The 18,794-nt window shown below is 64.0% G+C and carries 18 protein-coding genes; 10 read left to right on the top strand and 8 right to left on the bottom strand.

Features of this window, described 5'->3' with window-relative positions; all coding sequences use genetic code 11:
* Positions 1-78: 78 nt before the first annotated feature.
* The 8 genes from J5N58_RS04255 to J5N58_RS04220 all read right to left on the bottom strand — a co-directional run bounded on the left by J5N58_RS04255 (position 79) and on the right by J5N58_RS04220 (position 8,689).
* Complete coding sequence (locus J5N58_RS04255) at positions 79-933, bottom strand: aromatic ring-hydroxylating oxygenase subunit alpha (RefSeq protein WP_113340850.1); 855 nt, start codon at positions 931-933, stop codon at positions 79-81.
* Positions 934-947: 14 nt separating this feature from the next.
* Positions 948-2,348 carry an 8-oxoguanine deaminase gene (locus tag J5N58_RS04250; RefSeq protein ID WP_244709822.1) on the bottom strand — a complete coding sequence of 467 codons (1,401 nt, stop codon included), beginning with the start codon at positions 2,346-2,348 and terminating at the stop codon, positions 948-950.
* A 49-nt stretch (positions 2,349-2,397) separates the two neighbouring features.
* Positions 2,398-3,378, bottom strand: a complete 981-nt coding sequence (locus tag J5N58_RS04245) for an isopenicillin N synthase family dioxygenase (protein WP_113340851.1) — start codon at positions 3,376-3,378, stop codon at positions 2,398-2,400.
* A gap of 51 nt (positions 3,379-3,429) precedes the next feature.
* Positions 3,430-4,365 carry an ABC transporter permease gene (locus J5N58_RS04240; RefSeq protein ID WP_112829263.1) on the bottom strand — a complete coding sequence of 312 codons (936 nt, stop codon included), beginning with the start codon at positions 4,363-4,365 and terminating at the stop codon, positions 3,430-3,432.
* A gap of 13 nt (positions 4,366-4,378) precedes the next feature.
* The gene (locus tag J5N58_RS04235; RefSeq protein WP_244709820.1) at positions 4,379-5,425 is read right to left on the bottom strand and encodes an ABC transporter permease; all 1,047 of its coding nucleotides are present in this window, start codon (positions 5,423-5,425) and stop codon (positions 4,379-4,381) included.
* Positions 5,418-7,001, bottom strand: coding sequence for an ABC transporter ATP-binding protein (locus J5N58_RS04230; protein ID WP_112829261.1), 1,584 nt, complete (start codon positions 6,999-7,001; stop codon positions 5,418-5,420). Before J5N58_RS04230 ends, J5N58_RS04235 begins: the two co-directional genes overlap by 8 nt.
* Before the next feature lie 93 nt (positions 7,002-7,094).
* Positions 7,095-8,210, bottom strand: a complete 1,116-nt coding sequence (locus J5N58_RS04225; RefSeq protein WP_112829260.1) for a BMP family ABC transporter substrate-binding protein — start codon at positions 8,208-8,210, stop codon at positions 7,095-7,097.
* 77 nt (positions 8,211-8,287) lie between these two features.
* The gene (locus J5N58_RS04220; RefSeq protein WP_244709818.1) at positions 8,288-8,689 is read right to left on the bottom strand and encodes a hypothetical protein; all 402 of its coding nucleotides are present in this window, start codon (positions 8,687-8,689) and stop codon (positions 8,288-8,290) included.
* Positions 8,690-8,748: 59 nt separating this feature from the next.
* Between J5N58_RS04220 and J5N58_RS04215 the strand changes: the two genes are divergently transcribed.
* The 10 genes from J5N58_RS04215 to J5N58_RS04170 all read left to right on the top strand — a co-directional run bounded on the left by J5N58_RS04215 (position 8,749) and on the right by J5N58_RS04170 (position 18,603).
* Entirely contained in the window at positions 8,749-9,009 is a 261-nt protein-coding gene (locus J5N58_RS04215; RefSeq protein ID WP_113447748.1) for a hypothetical protein, read from the top strand.
* A gap of 20 nt (positions 9,010-9,029) precedes the next feature.
* Positions 9,030-9,767, top strand: a complete 738-nt coding sequence (locus J5N58_RS04210) for a Rieske (2Fe-2S) protein (RefSeq protein ID WP_244709816.1) — start codon at positions 9,030-9,032, stop codon at positions 9,765-9,767.
* A complete protein-coding gene (locus J5N58_RS04205; RefSeq protein ID WP_244709814.1) occupies positions 9,767-10,399 on the top strand; it encodes a glutathione S-transferase family protein in 633 nt (210 codons plus the stop codon). The genes J5N58_RS04210 and J5N58_RS04205 overlap by 1 nt, the downstream gene beginning before the upstream one ends.
* 196 nt (positions 10,400-10,595) lie before the next feature.
* Positions 10,596-12,404 carry an adenine deaminase gene (locus tag J5N58_RS04200; RefSeq protein ID WP_244709812.1) on the top strand — a complete coding sequence of 603 codons (1,809 nt, stop codon included), beginning with the start codon at positions 10,596-10,598 and terminating at the stop codon, positions 12,402-12,404.
* A 5-nt stretch (positions 12,405-12,409) separates the two neighbouring features.
* Positions 12,410-13,354, top strand: coding sequence for a LysR family transcriptional regulator (locus J5N58_RS04195; protein ID WP_112829255.1), 945 nt, complete (start codon positions 12,410-12,412; stop codon positions 13,352-13,354).
* 92 nt (positions 13,355-13,446) lie between these two features.
* Positions 13,447-13,947, top strand: coding sequence for a thiamine pyrophosphate-binding protein (locus J5N58_RS04190; RefSeq protein ID WP_112829254.1), 501 nt, complete (start codon positions 13,447-13,449; stop codon positions 13,945-13,947).
* Positions 13,944-14,552: a thiamine pyrophosphate-dependent enzyme gene (locus J5N58_RS04185; protein ID WP_113424385.1), complete on the top strand. Its 609-nt coding sequence runs from the start codon at positions 13,944-13,946 to the stop codon at positions 14,550-14,552. Before J5N58_RS04190 ends, J5N58_RS04185 begins: the two co-directional genes overlap by 4 nt.
* Before the next feature lie 186 nt (positions 14,553-14,738).
* Positions 14,739-16,301: a GMC family oxidoreductase gene (locus tag J5N58_RS04180; RefSeq protein WP_244709810.1), complete on the top strand. Its 1,563-nt coding sequence runs from the start codon at positions 14,739-14,741 to the stop codon at positions 16,299-16,301.
* A gap of 44 nt (positions 16,302-16,345) precedes the next feature.
* Positions 16,346-17,740 carry an amidohydrolase family protein gene (locus J5N58_RS04175; RefSeq protein ID WP_244709808.1) on the top strand — a complete coding sequence of 465 codons (1,395 nt, stop codon included), beginning with the start codon at positions 16,346-16,348 and terminating at the stop codon, positions 17,738-17,740.
* A complete protein-coding gene (locus tag J5N58_RS04170) occupies positions 17,737-18,603 on the top strand; it encodes an aromatic ring-hydroxylating oxygenase subunit alpha (protein WP_113424383.1) in 867 nt (288 codons plus the stop codon). Before J5N58_RS04175 ends, J5N58_RS04170 begins: the two co-directional genes overlap by 4 nt.
* Positions 18,604-18,794: the final 191 nt, after the last annotated feature.

Raw genomic sequence — 18,794 nt, 5'->3', positions numbered from 1 at the left:
GTCATTGCCTTGCGGAGGTCGGCAGAGCAAGGGGAGAATAAGGTCACCACACGTGGCTATCGTTCGGTCATGCGGCCCTTACGCCGCCATCGCGGACGTGCCGTAGGTGACGCCCTTTTCCTTCAGCCAGCGGCGATAGGCGATGGAGCTTGCATCCGCTCGCGTCGGGATTTCCGAGCGCGGTTCCATCGGCAGGAGCACCGGGCGCTGGTTTTCGAGAATGATGCGGTCCTGCAGGAAGATGAGCTGCTGGAAGTGGATGAGTTCGGTCGTGGTCGACACGTCGTCGATGAGATACATCACCGGATGCGCGCGGCAGCGGTCGGGATCGAGCGGCTGCACGAACAGGCAGATGACGTCCCAGCGATTGGCCGAGTTCGGGCAGGTCTTGTAGAGCAGCGTCGTGAACGGCGTCATCACCCGGTAGATATACTGGGTCATGATCCCGTCCTTGGCCGAGAGCGCCGCCTGCGGCTGGAAGAACTGGCAATTGGTCGCCCAGACCTCATCGACATCGCGACGGATCTCGACATTGTAGTGCATGACCTCCGTATTCGGCTCCGCCCCGAGGATATCGGTGTGCACGAAGGGGAAATGCGCCATGTCGAGGAAGTTCTCGACGATCCTGAGCCCCGACGCCTTCACCGAGACTGCACCGCAGGGCACGTAGCGGCGATCGGGCTCGTCGGCTTCCGGCACCGGGAAGATGTCCTTCTCCGGCTCGCCGAGCGTCGTCCAGATGAAGCCGAACCGGCGCTTGATCGGCAGCGCCTCCTCACGCCCCTCAGCCTTCACGGTGATTTCGCCGTCTGCCGCGCGGGTCACCGTCAGATCCGTTCCGAGCAGGCGGTTTGCCGATGTCCCGAACGGGATCTCCTTTTCCGTGTCGATGGGATACCACTGGTCGATAGAAGCCCTGTCCGTCGCCTTCATTGTACCCTTCCTTCCTATTGCTGATAGATCCGCTCCATCACAGCTTCATGCTTTTCCAGCAGGCTGTCGATGTCAGCGGAGACGAATTCGCCGTTTTCGATGATGGCACGACCGTTGACGAACGAGTGATCGACCTTGAACGGTCCGCACATGACGAGTGCGGCCAGCGGGTCCCGCTGCGTACCGGAAAGCCCGAGCTGTCGCAATTTGATCGCGATGAAATCGGCACTCATGCCGGGCGCGAGATAACCGACATCGTCGCGTCCGAGGATCGTCGCCCCGCCGCGCGTTGCCATGGTCAGCGCCTCGCGGGCGGAAAGCGCGGACGGAGTGCCGCCAAACCCGCCACGCCCGCCGGGCGCTTCGGAGAGATATTTGTTCGGCGCCACCCGCTGAAGCATCATGGCAAGCCGCGCTTCCATGAACATGTTGGAGGTGTCGTTGGATGCAGAACCATCGACGCCGAGACCGACATTCACGCCCTTGTCCAGCATTTCACGGATCTTCGCGATCCCTTGTCCGCAGCGCATGTTGGCCGAGGGACAATGGGCAACGCCGGTTCCTGTAGAGGCAAAGAGGCCTATTTCCTCCGATGTCATGAAGATAGAATGGGCGAACCAGACATCGGGTCCCAGCCAGCCGACCGATTCCGCAAAGCCGACCGAGCGCATCTTGTAGACGTCGTGGCAATAGATCTCCTCGAACAGGTCCTCGGCCAGATGAGAGTGCAAATGCACGCCCTTGTGGGAGCGGGCAAGCGCGGCCGCATCCTTCATCAGCGCCGGCGTCACCGAAAACGGCGAGCACGGCGCAAGGATGATGCGGCTCATCGAGTGCCGCGAATTGTCGTGATAGGTCGAGATCAGCCGTTCGGCATCCTTGAGGATGTCCTCTTCCTTCTCGACGCAATTGTCCGGCGGCAGGCCGCCCTGGCTCTGCCCGCGCGACATCGCGCCCCGCGCCGCATGGAAGCGAAGGCCCATGTCCTTCGCCGCATTGATGGTCGCGTCCAGCGTGCAGTTGTTCGGCAGGATGTAGAGATGGTCGGAAGACGTGGTGCAGCCGGAGGCGATCAGTTCCGCCATGGCAACCCGCGCCGAAGTGCCGATCGCATCGTCATCGAGGTTCGACCAGATCGGATAAAGCGTCTTCAGCCAGACCAGCAGCTCGTCGTCCTGCACCATCACCCGCGTCAGGTTCTGGTACATGTGGTGATGGATGTTCACCATGCCCGGCATGACGATATGGCCGGAAAGGTCGATCACCTCGTCCGCCGTCTCGCCGGCAAGTTCCGCCGTCGTCCCGACCTTCTCGATCACGTTGTCGCGGATGAAGAGCGCTCCGTCCTCGATCTCGCGGGCCGCGTCGTCGAAGGTCGCGAGATAGGTGATGTTCCTGACAAGCTTGGTGCTCACGCGAGCCTCCGGCTTTCGGCGATCATGGCGACGATCATCGGGCAGCCCGTCATGCATAGGTCCTTGCGTACATTTCCCGGAGATGGCCCTCGACCGTTGTCGGCTTGTATTTCGGCTCTTCGCCGGGCTTCAGGCAGGTCGGAATGCAGACCACCTTGTAGTTTGGCGCGCCGTCGTAGAAGAAGGGGATGGAATAGCGTTCCCGGCCCGAGGTGTTGATGACCCGGTGAAGGGTCGATTTGTAGAGATCGTTGGTCCAGCGGGCCATGGCATCGCCGAGATTGACGACGAAGGTGCCCGGCACCGGCTCGGCATGAATCCAGACTTCCTCGTTCTTGTCGAAGACCTGCAGGCCGCCGACATCGTCCTGCATCAGAAGCGTGATCGCGCCCCAGTCGGTATGGGCGCCCGCGCCGCGTTCGTTCTTCGGGGCATCAGGTGCCTGCGGCGGATAATGCAGGAGACGCAGCGTCGACACCGGCTCGATGTTGTAGCCCTTGAAATAGTCCTCATCGAGATCGAGCGACAGCGCGATACCCTGCATCAGCCGGTTTCCGAGTTCCTGCATCGCCGCCTGATAGGCAAGCATCGTCGGACGAAAGCCCGGCAGGCCGACCGGCCAGACATTCGGTCCGCAATTGAACAGGCCGCCCGTCACATAGGGGTGATCCTCCGCAAGTTCGAGGCCGATGTAATAGCCTTCCTTGCGGTCGGGCGGCGCACCGGCCTCCAGCGTCTGGCCGCCGAGCACCTCATAGCCGCGATTGCACTTGGACCGCCTGGATTTCTCCAGCTCCATCTTGGCTTCCGGTGACTGGGCGAAAAACCGCTTGGTTTCCTCGAAGACAGCGTCGATCAGCCCCTGCGGAATGCCGTGACCGGCGCAGTAGAAGAAGCCCTTGTCGATACAGGCGGCCCTGAGTTCTGCGGCGACCGCCCTGCGTTCCGTCTCGTCCGCCGAGGAAAGGCCGCCGATATCGATGACCGGCAGCGAGGCCCTGTCGATATGTTTTGCCGTAACCGTGTCCATGGCTTTCGCTCCGTTTCCAGGATGAACCGTTCGTCAATACCCTCCGCGCCCTCAGCGGACGCTGCGGTAATAAGGCTCGCCAAGCGCGGCAGGCGCGGCCATCAGCCGGCGCATGCGCTGCCAGGCGATAACCGGCACGATGATGAAGGCGATGGTGCCGAGATAGGGCAGCATCGACAGGAAGGGCGGCGCGATCGGCCAGCCGCGCGCTTGGCCGACGAAGCCGAGCGCGGTGATGAAGCCGAACAGCAGGCCGGACAGCACAGCCGGGACCGGCCGGTAGCCGGCGAAGATGACCAGCGCCACCGCGATCCAGCCACGCCCCGCGACCACGCCGTCCGACCAGGCCGGCACGAAGGCCAGCACCAGATAGGCGCCGGCGCCGGCGGCGAGCGCCGAACCGGCCGCGACATAGCCGAAGCGGATGAGGTTGACGGGAATGCCCGCCGCGTCGGCGGCGGCCGGGTTTTCGCCGACCGCCCGCAGATTGAGCCCGTGCCGGGTCTTGAACATCAGGTAGCTGAAGCCGAACGGCAGGACGATGTAGATCAGGTAGACGAGGATGTTCTGGCTGAAGAAGGCCTGTCCGAATACGGGGATCGACGACAGCAGCGGAACGGCCACGCCCTCGAAGGTGGCCGGCACCGGCATGCCGGAATAGCTCTTGCCGATCGTCTGGGCGAGGCCGGTTCCGATCAGCGTCAGCGCCAGCCCGCACAGCACCTGATTGGCCCGGATGGTGACGGTGGCGACGGCGAAGACACAGCCGAACAGGGCGCCGACCACCAGTGCCGCGAGGAAGCCCAGCAAGGGCGAGGGAAAGGCGGTGACGGTGGCGACGGCCGTGACGGCACCCATGGCCATCAGCCCCTCGGCACCGAGATTGACGACGCCGACCCGTTCGGCCAGCACTTCGCCCAGCGCCGCAAGAGCCAGCACGCCGCCGGCAAGGAAGGCCGTGGTGAAAAGTCCGGTCAGCAGATCCATGGGTCGATCCTTTTCACTCCTTGTCGCGCACGATGCGGTAGTGGGAAAGTTCGTCGCCGATCGCCGTCAGGAACAGGATGAGGCCGGTAATGGCGAGAACGGTGGACGTGGTCAGCCCCTGCGTCTGCAGGATGATGCCGGAATTGAGGATGAAGGCCATCAGCGCGCCCGCGAAGATCACGCCGACGCTCGATCCGCGCGCCAGCACCGCCACCATGATGCCGAGATAGCCATAGCTGTTGGAAATGCCGCCCTGCAGGCGATGCACCGTGCCGGCGATTTCCAGCATGCCGGCGACGCCCGCGATCGCGCCCGACAGCAGCATGACGGTGATCAGGTGCCTGCGCGCGGCAATTCCGGCATATTTGCCGGCGGACGGGTTGGAGCCGATCAGCCGCACTTCGTAGCCCCAGCGGGAGAAGGTCAAGAGCGCCGCCATGGCGACACACATGACCACCGCGATTGGGAGCCCCCAGTGCACCAGACCCCAGAATTCCGGCATTTCGGCGGGAATGCGCGGTGTCGCCGAATTGGCGATGCCGCCGCGTTCGCGCCAAAGATCGGTCGAGACATAGTAGACCAGCAGGATGGCGACGAAGTTCAGAAGAAGGGTCGTAATCAGCTCGTTGACATTGGCATAGGCGCGCGCCAGCGTCGGCACCAGGATCCAGACCAACCCGCCGAAGGCGCCGGCGAGGAACATGGCGACGAGGCTGAGGCCATCCGGCAGCGGCACGAACAGGCCGACCGCGGTCGCGGCGAAGGCGCCGGCATAGAACTGCCCTTCCGCGCCGATGTTCCAGGCGCCGATCTGCTGAGCCACCGTCACCGAAAGGCCGGTCAGGATCAGCGGTATGACGAGCAGGCCGAGATCCTCCATGCCGAAGGAGGAGCCCAACGACGAGGACACGACCTGCGCGCCGAGTTCGAGCGGATTTCGTCCGGTGGCGGCGAGGATCACGCCGGACACGACCAGCGCCAGCGCGATCGCGGCGATGCGGGCGCCGAGCGCCGTGCTGGGCTGCGCCGAGGGAAGCCGCTGGAGACGCAGGTTAGCCATGGGCGGCCTCCCCGGACTGGCGCACGCGCCCGCCCATCAAGAGGCCGATTTCCTCAATGTCGACATTGTCGTTCTCGACGATGCCCATGATCTTCCCTTCGTAGAGGACGGCGATACGGTCGGAGAGGTTCAGCAATTCCTCCAGCTCTTCCGAGATCAGCACGATCCCGGCGCCGGCATTCCTGAGCTCCACGATGTAGCGCAGCATGGTGTTGATCGCACCGACATCGAGCCCCCGGCTCGGATAGGCCGCGACGAGGATCTTGGAGGCGACCCGCATTTCCCGGCGCGCGACGAGACGCTGCTGGTTGCCGCCGGAAAGGTTGCGGATCGGCATGCCGAAATCTGGAATGGCGACCTCGGCGACGGACGCGATTTCGCGGGCGAGCGCATGGGCCGCCCTCGGCTTGTAGAGGCCGCCCGATGTCACCGGCGGCTTGCGGTATTCGCGCATGACCGCGTTGACGGTGATCGAAAGCCCCGGCGCCAGGCCGCTGTGCAGCCGGTCTTCCGGAATATGGCCGATGCCGCGGTCGACGAATTCGGCGGCGTTGGCCTTGCCGATCGGCTGGCCGTCGAGCAGGATCGTGCCGGCCGAAACGCCGCGCGTCCCGGTTAAAACCTGCGACAGCTCGCGCTGGCCGTTGCCCGCCACCCCGGCGATGCCGACGATCTCGCCGGCGCGGATATCGAGGTTGATGCCCGCAAGCGCCTCGCCCCCGGCATCGTTGAGCGCAAAGACATTCTGCAGGCTCATCACCGGCTTCTCGGAAATCGGGGAGGCCCCTTCCGGCCGTCCCCGCATGTCGGCCAGGACGATATCGCGGCCGACCATCAGCCGTGCGAGCTTTGCCGGCGTGCAGTCGGCCGAAAACTCCGTGCCGATCTTGCGGCCGCCGCGCAGGATGGAGATGCGGTCGGAGATTTCCAGTACCTCGTCCAGCTTGTGGGAAATGAAGATCACCGCATTGCCGGAGGCCACGAACTCGCGGAGCGCCTTGAACAGTTCCCGCGCCTCGGCCGGCGTCAGCACGGCGGTCGGCTCGTCGAGGATCAGCACCCGCGCCTGCCGCGCCAGAACGCGCAGGATTTCCACGCGCTGCTGCTCGCCGGTGGAAAGCTCGGTAATCCGCGACGACGGCCGAACCTGAAGATTGTATTTCTCGGCAAGCGCTGCGGTGCGCGCTTCGAGAACGGCAGCGGACGCACGGCGCGGCGTCTCGCTCCAGCCGAGATGGATGTTTTCCGCGACGGTGAAGGCATTCACCAGCTTGAAGTGCTGATGCACCATGCCGATGCCGGCGGCAATCGCCTGCACGGGCGAGGAGAACTGCTGTGCATAGCCGTCGATGATGATTTCACCGGCATCCGGCTGGTAGATCCCCGTGAGGATGTTCATCAGCGTCGATTTGCCGGCGCCGTTTTCGCCCAGAAGCGCATGGATCTCGCCGGGCATGACTTCAATGTCGACATCCTGGTTGGCGATCACGCCGGGGAAATACTTGGCGATCCCCTTCAGTTGCACCAGCGGGGCCGTGCCGGGCGGCACCACGTATTTGCTGCGTTGTTCAGTCATTCGCCACTACCGGAGGACAGGATGTTTGTGCAGTCGTGAGGCGACGGACCGGACGACGAGCGCCCGGTCCGTTTTGAAAGGAATACTTCCCGATCAGAGCCCGGTGACGCCCTCGACGGACCAGTCCCAGTTGTAGAGCTCGAGTTCGGTCATGCGCTGGCCCTTGGCGACCTTGACATTGCCCTTGGCATCCTTGAGCTCGCCCTCGAACGGCGACCATCCGCCCATGATCTTGGCGCGAACCTCGTCGGCGGCCTTGCCGACCTCGGCCGGGACCTTTTCGCCCCAGACGTCGCGGTCGACGCCCTTGCCCATTTCGAACAGGTTTTCCGACGGCGCCCATTCGCCGGCCAGACGCTTGCGCACCTGCTCGACATAGAAATCCTTGAAGTCGATGATGATCGACGAGACGTAGGAATTCGGGCCGTAGCGACGGATGTCGGTGTTCCACATGGCGGCCCAGACGCCGCGCTTCTCGGCGACCTGCAGATAGCCGGCCTCGTCCATGATGCCGAACAGGAAGTCACAGCCATTGTCGATCAGCGCCGTGCCGGCCTGGGTGGCGGCCTGCGGGTCGAACCAGGAATTGATGACGATGGTCTGCAGCGTGGCGTTCGGATTGACGGTGCGCGCACCCATCAGGAAGGCGTTGGTCGAGGCGTAGACCGAGGCGACCGGGAAGGAGGCGACATAGCCGAGCTTGCCGGTCTTCGACAGGTGGCCGGCAGCAACGCCGAGCACATAGGTCGGATACCAGTGCGCCAGATAGTACCAGCCGAGATTGTCCATGGTCACATGGCCGTTGCACTCCATGAAGGCGACGTCCGGCGCACGGCGCACGACTTCATGCAGGAAGTCGCCGTTCGACGAGGTGTCGAAGATCATGTTGGCGCCTTCCGCCACGAACTGGCGGTAGGTGCGGGTCGCATCGGCGGAATAGGGAATGTTCTCGACCTCGAGGATCTTCTTCAGCTTCGGGAATTTCTCCTTCACCGCAAGCAGACCCTGGTGGTGGCTCCAGGTCCAGCCTTCATCCGTGATCGGGCCGACATGGCCGAAGCCGATGACGGCGTCTTCCTCCTTGACGGCCGCCAGCGGAGCGGCAGCCATGGCCGGGCGCACGAGGCCGGCGGGAAGCATCAGCGAGGCACTGCCGGCGGCGGCCATATTGAGAAAGCCGCGACGGGAAAGATTACGCAAGTCGATCATGTGAACCCCTTAGTTCTGGTTATAACGCGCCTATGACGAAAAGCGGGTTTCCATTCGCTCACCGGGACGCCATCCGTTCAGAAACGCAACAACCGTGCCAGTCTGAACCCGCATTCGCCAAACGGCCTGCAATGCGCAATGCCGGAAAAAGCCCACCCTCGGACACCTTGACGATCGTCAACCGGAACCGCCGCGCCAACTCCGGAGCAGACATCGGCCAACTCCCGGGAAAAGCCCGGAAAACCTTCTGCCCGAGCGAAGAAACCGCCTTCTGCTCCCGACCTTTCCAAATTGCCGATGTTCCGAATAGTCGTAAAAACGGGGAGGCCGTGATGCGTCAAAGGCAACATCTGCGGCGAAAAAACCGCTTGAAACCTGATCGCGCCCAAGGCTAGATTGATGAAATACAAGGCATGCACATATTTTGTGCATAAGCGCAAAAGATAACCAGAGGACAGGGCAGCTTGCGCAACAGACACCAAACCGACGCCGGCACGGCGGCATGTCCCACGATGCTGAGTGCGGTCAGGAGAAGGGCATGACTTGCGCCGTGGATTTCGTGTTCAGGGGCAGGCTCGACTGCGACAGCTTCATCGGCTTCGCGCGCCATCGCGCCGGCCGACTCGATCTCGACATGCGCGTGGATAATTGCAGCGAAAGCGCCGTCTCGGTCCATGTCGCCGGACAGGAGGCGCTGGTCGACATGTTCGAGATGGCCTGCAGCCTCGGGCCTTACGATTGCATCGTGCTGGATGTCAGCCGCTCCGAAAGCAGGTTGGCATCGGCTCGACAGGACTGATTTTTGAAGGGGATTTGAAGATGAGCAAGGAAACGGCCGGGGAAACAGCCAAGGAGCCGGTATGGATGCCGGTGGCGCTCTCCGCATCGATCGAGCCGGGCACCTCCGCCGGCGCGGTGATAAACGGCGCGGAAATCGTCGTATGGCGCGACAGCAAGGGCGCCGCCCATGTCTGGGAAGACCGCTGTCCCCATCGCGGCATGCGCATGAGCTTCGGCTTCGTGCGCGGCGATCACATCGCCTGTCTCTATCACGGCTGGGCCTATGACACCGCCGGCCAGTGCCAGTACATCCCTGCCCATCCCGATCTCGAAGTGCCGAAGACCATCAAGATCCCGACCTATGCCGTGGAGGAACGAAGCGGCCTCATCTGGACGGCGCTAGCCGACGATACCGATGTCGCCGGCGTTCCGGATCTCGGTGCCGTCGTGCCGGTCCGCAGCCTCTATACCGACTGCTCCCTCGAACACGCTCTCGCGGTTCTGGGGAAGGCCGAGCTCCCCGAAGCCGGGTCCGCCCCCGCCCCGGCTTCGCTTGAAAAGCTCACTGCCAATTGCTGGGCGCTGACCGCCGGAACTACCCGGCTTCTCGTCGCCGCACAGACCGTCGGCGCGGCGAAGACGGCGCTTCACATCCTGATCGACGACACCGGCGGCAAGGCTGCGGCACTTCGCGCACCCGTCGCCCGCTGGGCCGAAGCCCTGCGCGGCACGCTGGAGGCATCGGCTCCCGGCGCCCTCATGGCGGAGGTCGCCTGATGTCCGCCATCACGCTCTACAATTACGAACTCGATGACAGCTGCTACCGCGTTCGCCTGCTGCTTTCCATGCTCGGCAAGGACTATACGACCTATGCCGTCGACATGGTTCCCGGCCATGAGGAAAAGAGCCCGGCCATGTTGGCGCTCAATCCGCTTGGGTCCCTGCCGATCCTGACGGACGGCGATCTCACGCTTTACGGCACGGAGGCAATCCTTGCCCATCTCGCCAGGGCCTATGACACGACGGGAGCCTGGCTCCCGGCGGATACCGCAGCCTTTGCCGCCACCATGCAATGGCTGATTTTCTCGGCCTCGGTCTTGCCGGATGCGATCGCCGCCCGCAAGGTCGCGCTGTTCGGTCTACCGGGCGATTTCGAAGCCCTGAAAGCCGCCGCCCGCCGCGCCTTCCGCATCATGGACGACCACATGACGCTCCGTCACTTCGATGGCATCGAGTGGTTCGCCGGCAGCACGCCGACGCTCGCCGACCTGACGCTCTTCCCGATCTTCGCGCTTTCCCGCGACTTCGGCATCGATCACGACGAATTTCCCGCACTTCGCCGCTGGGTCCGCCGCTTCCGCACCCTGCCCGGCTTCAAGACCATGCCGGGCATTCCGGATTATCATTGAGGGGAGATGCCCGGCAGGGCAGAGGGAGGGGTGCTCCCGCATGACAAGCGCCCGCAATAGGCGCCAGAGCATAATCCGACCGGAGTGAAGCGAGGATCGGCAAGATTATGCTTCAAAAGGAAGGATTTAGAGCCCCAACCTGATGAATTCAGGCCGAAAAACGCTATCGACAAGAAACCGCCGCGAGGAGACACGTATGCCGCCCATCACCCGCTTTTCCGTCGCCCCGCTTGCGACGATGACCCGCAAGCTTGCCGACGTCGCCTCAGGCCGCGTTTCGCCCGATCTCGTCATCACCGGCGCCCGGGTGCTCTCCACCTATTCCGAGCGCATCCTGCCCGACCGCGAGGTCTGGATTTCCGGCGGCCGCATCGCCGCCGTCAAGCCGGCCGGCACTTACCGCAACGGCTCCGCGAAACTCTATGACGCCAGGGGCGGCATCGTCGCTCCCGGCCTCGCCGACCCGCATATCCATATCGAATCGAGCATGGTGACAGCCTGCGCCTATGCGGAAGCGGCACTCCTGAACGGCACCACCACCATCTTCTGCGACAGCCACGAAATCGGCAACGTCATGGATGTCGCCGGCGTCGAGGCCATGCTGGAAGACGCCCGCCACGCGCCGCTTTCCATCTTCCTCACGGTGCCCTCGACCGTTCCGGCCACCTCCCCGGACCTCGAAACCGCCGGCGGCGACCTGACGCCGGAGAAGATCGCGGCCCTCTTCGACAAGTGGCCGGAAGCCGTGGCGCTTGGCGAGAAGATGGACTTCGTGCCGGTCACCATGGGCGACGAGCGCTCCCACGCCATTCTGGCGGCCGCCCTTTCGCGCGGACGGCCCGTCTCCGGCCATGTCTACGGACGCGAATTCGTCTCCGCCTATGCCGCATCGGGCGTGACCGATACCCATGAGGCCATTGACCGCGACATCGCCGACGACATGCTGGAAGCGGGCATCTGGCTCTTCCTGCGCGGCGGCCCGCCGACCACGCCCTGGCATTCGCTGCCGGAGGCTATCAAGACGGTGACCGAACTCGGCGCTTCTCACAAGCGGATCGCTGTCTGCACCGACGACCGCGACGCCGACGACCTCCTGAACTTCGGCCTCGACTGGGTGGTGCGCGAAGCCCGCCGCGCCGGCATGACGCCGGAACAGGCCTGGGCCATGGGTTCGCTGCATGGCGCCACCCGCTTCGGCATGGAAGGCGAGATCGGCGGCATGGGCGGCAGCCGCCGCGCCGACCTCGTCATGCTCGACGACGACCTGAAGCCTGTCAGCACCTGGTATGGCGGCGAACTCGTCGTCGACCAGAAAAAGATCACGCCGCTGCTCGACGAGACGCTGTCGAAGCCATGGCGCTATCCGGACGCGGCCTACCACACGGTCAAGCTGCCGAAGGCGCTGAAGCTGACGCCGGAACTGCCGACCGAAAAGGTCGTCGCCAACACGATCAGGACCGAACTGCCGGGCATCATTCTCGGCCATGTGAAGGTCGCGCTGGAACCGGCCAACGACTGGCAGACCCATTTCGAACGCCATGGCCTCTGCTTCGTCACCGTCATCGAGCGTCACGGCAAGTCGGCCGGAAACGTCGCCTACGGCCTGCTCTCCAACTTCGCCTTGAAGAGCGGCGCGGTTGCCTCTTCCGTCGGTCATGACAGCCACAACATCATCATCGCCGGCACCAACGAAGCGGACATGCAGGTGGCGCTGCGCGCCATCGAGGACCATCAGGGCGGCGCCTGCGTCGTGCAGGACGGCAAGGTCACGGCCATCGTGCCGCTGCCGATCGCCGGCCTCCTCTCCGACAAGCGCGTGCATGAGGTGGCGAAGGAAGTGCAGGCGCTCAAGGTCGAATGGGAAAAGGCCGGCTGCACCATCCCCTATATGGGCTTCAACCTGATCCCGCTCTCGGTCATCCCGGAAATCCGCATCACCGACATGGGCCTCGTCACCGTGCCGCAGATGGAAATCGTGCCGCTCTTCGAGAGCCCGGAGGCCTGAGGACCATGGACCCCTACCGCCTCGGGCTGGTCGCCACCCGCATCCACTATTTCCAACTCGTGGCGCGGCTTGGATCGATCCGCCAGGCGGCCTTGGCGCTGAATGTCGCCCCCTCCTCCGTCAGCCGCATTCTCCGGCAGCTGGAGGATGAGTTGGGAACGCCGCTCTTCGAGCGCGTTCGCCAGCGCCTCAAGCTGACGAGCGCGGGCGAACTTCTTCTCTACCACGCCCGCATCTCGCTCTCCGAACTCAACCGCGCCTGCAACGAAATCAACGATCTCCACGGCCTGCATCGCGGCACGGTGTCCGTCGCCATCGTCGAAAGCGTGGCCCGCGGCCTGATGCCGGCGGCGCTCGAAGCCTTCTGGAACCGCCATCCGGCGATCACCGTCGACATCAAGGTCATGGGATCGCAGCAGGCCGCCAATGCCGTATCCGATGGCGAGTGCGACCTCGCCGTCGTCTTCGACATCCGCGTGCCCCGCACCGTGCGCCGCATTGCAACGGCATCGCTTCCTCTCGGCGTCCTCGCACTCCCCGGCGGCGCGATGGCGAAGCGCAACGAACTCAAACTGTTCGACCTCGCCAACGAACGCGTCATCCTGTCGGACTCCAGCCTGACACTGGGCTCCTCCGTGGAAGAGGCCTTCAACCGCTCGCTGGTCGATCTTTCCCGCCGCTCGCGCACCAATTCCATCGGCCTGATGGTCGACCTCGCCAAGCGCAATCTCGGAACGGTGCTGCAGACCCGCGTCGGCGTCGAGCAGGAACTCGCAGAGGGAACCCTGAAATTCGTGCCGCTGGTCGATAGCCGCCTGCCGCCGCGCAAGCTGATGCTGCTCTCCCGCTCGGAAAAGGAAATGTCGGATGCGGCATCCGCGCTTGGCAAGCTCCTGGAACAGGCAATCGACCGCATGACCCATTCTCTGGCCCCGGCCCCCACACCGTAGATGTTGCATATGACGCAACGAGATCGTCAAAAATTGTCGTCTATTCGGAACATCTCGGTTTTGCGAACCTCGCCGCACAATGAGGGCAAGCCATGAAACAATCATCCGTTGACGCCGTGATCCGCGGCCTCAAGAAAGCAGGCGTCAGCATCGTCTGCTATCTCCCCGATTCCCTGTTCAAGGAACTCTATCCGGCGCTCGACGCCGATCCCGATATCCGCACCATCCGCGTGACCAACGAAGGCGAGGGAGCCGCGATCTGCGGCGGCGTCTTCCTGTCCGGCAAGCGCGCGGCGCTCATCATGGAAAATTCCGGCCTCAGGGCCTCCGTGGAACCGCTCGCCCGCATGGGCCTCGGTGCCGGCATTCCGGTCGTCATGCTGATGAGCTATCGCGGCGAACTCGGCGAGAACAACTGGTGGGCCATTCCTCACGGCATCACCATGGAGCCGGTGCTGAACGCGCTGCGCATCCCCTACCGGATCGTACGCGAGGAGGATCAGATCGAGCAGTCGATCGCCGACGCCTACAACTGGTCCTACAACGCCTATTACCACTCGGCCATCGCGCTCGGGGGGAGCATCGTCCGATGAAACGTTTCGACTGCATGCAGCGTCTCGCTGAACGCCTGAAGGACGAACTGGTCATCCTCTCGCTCGGCGCCTCCGTCGATGAATGGTATAATGCGGCACCCCACATGCGCGAGGCGAGCCTGTTCCAGCAGCAGCTCGGCTGCGTCACGCCGCAGGCCTTTGGCCTTGCAGCCGGCCTTCCCCATCGCCGCATCGTCTCGCTCGATACGGATGGCGGCATGATGTTCAATCTCGGCATCCTCGCCACCCTCGGCAACGAGCAGCCGAAGAACCTCTTCGTCGTCGTCTGGGACAACGAGTGCTACCAGTCGATCGGCGGCCCGCCGACCCACACCGCGTCAGGCCGCGTCGATATCGCCGCGATCGCCCGCGGCGCCGGCGTCGACAATGCCTATACCGCCCGCACGCTCGAGGAATTCGAGGCCCATTGCGAGGCCGGCCTGAAAGCCGACGTTCCCTACATCGTCGTCGCCAAGGTCGCCGGCACCGTCCAGCCCGATATCAAGCGCAAGCATTCGGACGGACGCGAGGACAAGTACATCTTCGTCCGCCATGTCGAAGCCACCGAAGGCATCGTCATCATGGGACCGAGCGAGCACAACTAAAGGACATCGCATGTTCGAGCAGGCGAAAACCCCTCCCCAACCCCTCCCCACAAGGGGGAGGGGCTTAATTCGTGGCACGACAGGCGGGATCGACAGGAACGTTGCCACGAGTCTTCTCCCCCCTTGTGGGGGAGATGGCCGGCAGGCCAGAGGGGGTTTTCACAAACGCATCTTCCGGTCGGTCCCATGAGGCCACCCATCATCCCCACCCGCCCCCTCGCTAGATCCTATGACTACGTCGTCATAGGTTCCGGTTCGGGCGGTTCGCCGGTGGTGCGGCGCCTGATCGACGGCACGGACGCCACCGTGCTTCTGATCGAAGCCGGCGAACCCGGCATCGGTGTTGCAGAGATCGACGATCCGCGCGAATGGGTGCCGCTCGGCCGGAGCCGCTGGGACTGGGGCTACAGCTACTCTCCGACGCCGCGCGTCAACGGCCGGACCATCGGCATCCCGCGCGGCAAGGCGCTCGGCGGCTCCTCCGCCATCAATGCGCTGATGTGGTATCGCGGCAATCCGCTCGATTACGACGCCTGGCAACAGGCCGGCTGCGACGGCTGGTCCTTCGCCGACTGCCTGCCCTTCTTCCGGAAGGCCGAGGACTGGGAAGGCGGCGAGACCGCCCTTCGCGGCGCCGGCGGTCCGCTCAGGATCACCACCAGCCGGAAACTGCATCCCGTCGCCCGGGCCATGCTCGACGGCTCGAGCGAAATCGGCATTCCCGTGATCGCCGATCCGAATGGCGAGACCAACGAGGGCGCCTGCCCCTCCAACTTCAACATTTTTGACGGCAGGCGCTGGAGTTCGGCGAACGGCTATCTCCTGCCCGTTCTGGACAACGAGCGGCTGACAGTACTCACCGGCTCCCACGCCATCGGCCTCATCGTCGAAGCCGGTCGCTGCACCGGCGTGCGCCATCTCATCGACGGCAAGCCCGTCGAAACCCGCGCCACGACGCAGGTCGTGCTGGCAGCAGGCGCGATCGGCACGCCGCGCCTGCTGATGCTCTCCGGCATCGGCGATCCCGCCGAGCTGAAACGCCTCGGCATCCCGCTCGTCCATGCCCTGCCCGGCGTCGGCCGAAACCTGCAGGATCACCCGCTGGTACAGGCCTGCGTCTTCCGCTCCAAGGTGCCCATGGGCGAAAAGCTCGACAATGGCGGCGGCACCATGCTGAACTGGAAATCGCGGCCAGATCTCGTCCAGCCCGACGTCCATTCCTTTCCCGTCCAGGGCAACAGCGCCGAGCCGCGCCTGCGCGAACTCTACGACATGTCGGGAGACGTCTTCTCGCTCGGTGCCGGCCTGATGCATTCGAAAAGCGTCGGCTACCTGAAGATGCTCTCCGCCGATCCCTTCGGCCCGCTGGACATCCAGCCCAATTATCTCGCCGAGGCTTCAGACCTCGAAGCGCTCGTCTCGGCGGTCTACACCATCATGGACCTCGCCCAGACCTCGGCCTTTGCCGATCTCTTCGCCGGCTTTGCCGCCCCGGACCGCAAGCTTTCCCGCAAAGAAGCCGTCGAGTTCGTCCGCAATGGCTGCTCAACCTTCTTTCACACATCGGGAACGGCGAAGATGGGCAAGGACGACATGGCCGTCGTCGATGCCCGCCTGAAGGTCCACGGACTGGAAGGCCTGACGCTCTCGGATGCCTCGGTGATCCCGGTGATCCCGACCTGCAACACCCATGCCCCCGTCACCATGATCGGTGAAAGAGCCGCCGCCTTCCTCATGGAAGCGGCCTGAAACTTGCTTTCATTCCGCGATGGTGCGGAAGAAACGGAGATGACATGACTTCGAGCGGAATGATCCTGGCAGGTGACTATCTTCTGACCATGGATGACAAGAACAGCGTCATACCCAAGGGGGCGGTAGCGATCGAGGATGGCCGCATCCTCGCCGTCGGCCGGCTGGACGAGATCTGCGCCGCCTATCCCGCCTATGCGCTGAAGCGGCTGGACAACGCCGTCCTGATGCCCGGCCTCGTCAACGCCCATGCCCATTCCGGCTTCCTCCGGGGCACCGCCGAGCATCTGCCGGTCTGGGACTGGCTGACCATGCACATCAATCCGATGCACCGGGTTCTGGAACCGCATGAGGCGGAGGCGGCCTCCTTCCTCTGCTACGCCGAATCCGCATTGGCCGGCACCACGACGGTCGTCGACATGTGGCGCTACATGGATGGCAGCGCCCACGCCGCCGAAGCCATCGGCACGCGCCTCGTCGCTGTCCCCTATGTCGGCGAACATCTCGACTATGACTATTTCGACACGCTCGACATGAACGAGGCCATGATCGAGAAGTGGCATCGCAAGGCCAATGGCCGCATCAATGTCTGGGTCGGTCTGGAGCATCTCTTCTACGCCGACGAGGACGGCCAGGAACGGGCCATCGAAATGGCGAACCGCCACAACACGGGTTTCCACACCCATTGCTCGGAAGCGGAAATCGAGGTCGCGGAATTCATCGAGCGATATGGCAAACGCCCGATGTTCGCCCTGAAGGATCTCGGCTTCTTCGAGACACCGCGCACCATGCTCGCCCATGCCGTCTGGCTCGATCCGTCCGAGGTCGAACTGATCGCGCAACATCGCGTGTCCATCGCCCACAATCCGGTGTCCAACATGAAGCTCGCCTCGGGCATCGCGCCCATCGCCGACATGCTGGCGCTTGGCGTACCTGTCGGGCTCGGCACCGATGGCGAGAAGGAAAACAACAATTTCGACATGTTCGAGGAAATGAAGACCGCCTCGCTGCTCGGCAAGCTCCGTCATCGCGACGCGGCCGCCATGGACAGCTGGCAGTGCCTGCGCATGGCCACCATCCTCGGCGCGAAGGCCATCGGCCTCGATCACGAGATCGGCTCCCTGGAGGCAGGCAAGCGGGCCGACATCATCGCCGTCCGCACCGACACGCCGCGCATGACGCCGCTCTTCGGCGAAGGCCCCTACTTCAACCTGCAGCATAATCTCGTCCATGCCGTGCGCGGCGGCGATGTCACCATGACCGTGGTCGATGGCGAGATCATCGTGGAAGACGGCGAACTCGAAACCGCCGACATCCACACCATCATCCGCGACATCCACCGCATGGCGCCGGGGCACTTTGCCCGCCGCGCCGAATGGCTTGCGGAAAACCAGGGCGGCACCATGCAATGGACCAAGAAAGAGGAAACAGCGGCATGAAGACCACCGATCGGGTCGCGCTCAACGACTGGTATGCCATTGCGACCGCAAGCGAAGTAACGGCGCAACCTCTCACGACGCGCCTGCTCGGCCAGGATATCGAATACCGGCTCTCGGAAAGCGGCGCCCCGCTGGTGCGCGAGATCCTCGATGACGGCGCGCGCGGCCCGGTCCTTCCCGTGCAGGTCCGCTACGGCTGTCTCTTCACCTCGCTCGGCACACCGGTGAAGGACATCGTCCACATCGAGGAAGCGGAAGAGGAAGACCGTCGCTTCGTCCCCTGCGGCTGGGTCACCATGCGTGCGTCCGGCCTGCGCGTGGTGGAAAATTTCCTCGACATGGCGCACTTTCCCTTCGTTCATACCGATATCCTCGGTTCAGAACCCCATACCGAGGTGCCGACCTACCAGAGCGAAATCCGCCGCGATGTTGACGAGGTCTGGGCCACCAACTGCACCTTCTTCCAGCCGCGTATCGCCGCGACAGAAGACAAGGGCGACTTCGTGCATCTGACCTACCGGGTGCCCTCCCCCTTCGTCGTCATGCTCTACCGCGTCTGCCCGACCTCGCCGAACCGGCTGGACGCCATCGCCCTCTTCATCCAGCCCATGGAGGAAGGCCTCTGCCGGGCGCAGCCGGTCATGTATCTGGTCGACAGCATTTCCACCCACAAGGCGCTCCTGAACTTCGAACAGGTCATTTTCCTGCAGGACCGCATCATCGTCGAAAACCAGCGCCCCCTGCTGCTTCCGCTCGAACCGCGCGCCGAAATCCCGACCCGCGCCGATTCATCCTCCATCGCCTATCGCCGCTGGCTGAAGGAAAAGGGCGTCCGCTTCGGCACCACCGCCGGAGCGGCGTGATGGACACAGAGCTGGGATGGCGCATGCCGCCTCTCACCCCCCTCAAGGAGGGAGAGATCCTATGGAAAGTGTGGCGTTGCGGCATTCTTAACCCTCCCCCTTGTGGGGAGGGTGGCCGGCAGGCGGAAGGGGTTTTTATGTGTGGCCAAGCCCCCTCCCCAACCCCTCCCCACAAGGGGGAGGGGCTCCAC

The sequence above is a fragment of the Paenirhizobium cremeum genome (genome assembly GCF_022884085.1).
Taxonomy (GTDB): Bacteria; Pseudomonadota; Alphaproteobacteria; order Rhizobiales; family Rhizobiaceae; genus Allorhizobium; species Allorhizobium cremeum.
The sequence above is the reverse complement of the archived record's forward strand: the minus strand, read 5'-3'. Positions and strand labels throughout refer to the sequence as shown.